The sequence below is a fragment of the Vibrio sp. 1978 genome, from assembly GCF_033344345.1.
Genome location: NZ_JAWPOP010000600.1, coordinates 1 through 640 on the forward strand (window position 1 = coordinate 1; position 640 = coordinate 640).

General features: G+C 49.1%; 1 protein-coding gene. It reads right to left on the minus strand.

Translation table 11 applies throughout. The features are described 5' to 3' along the window. The coding region (locus R8N49_RS28060; protein WP_318190563.1) for a PTS transporter subunit EIIC at positions 1 to 640 on the minus strand (640 nt) is incomplete at both ends.

Sequence of the window (640 nt, forward strand, 5' to 3'; positions counted from 1 at the left end):
CGATTGAGCCTTTCTGAGTCATCAACAAGATTGCAAAGATTGAACCTGGTGATGCTGGAGAAACGATGCCCGCGTTAAACATGGTTAGAACGAACACGCCAGTCATACCACCTGCAATAGCCGCAAGGATCAGACGTGGGTTCATTAGAATATACGGGAAGTAAATCTCGTGAATGCCACCGAAGAAATGGATGATGGATGCACCGCCAGCCGTTTGGCGAGCCGTACCTTTGCCAAACACCATGTAAGCCAGCAGGATACCCAAGCCCGGACCAGGGTTCGCTTCGATCAAGAAGAAGATCGATTGACCAGTCTCTGACGCTTGCTGAATACCCAGTGGAGAGAAGATGCCGTGGTTGATCGCGTTATTTAGGAACAGGATCTTCGCTGGCTCAACAAAAATAGAAGTCAGTGGCAGAAGGTGCGCTGAAACAAGGAAGTTTACGCCAGCTGCCAATGCGCCTGAAAGCACTTTGACAAATGGTCCGATAAGGAAGAAAGCCAGAATGGCGCACAGCATACCGATGATGCCAGCAGAGAAGTTGTTCACCAACATCTCGAAGCCGCTTTTTACTTTACCGTCGATGTAGTTATCGAATTTTTTGATTGCCCAGCCACCCATTGGGCCAACCATCATTGC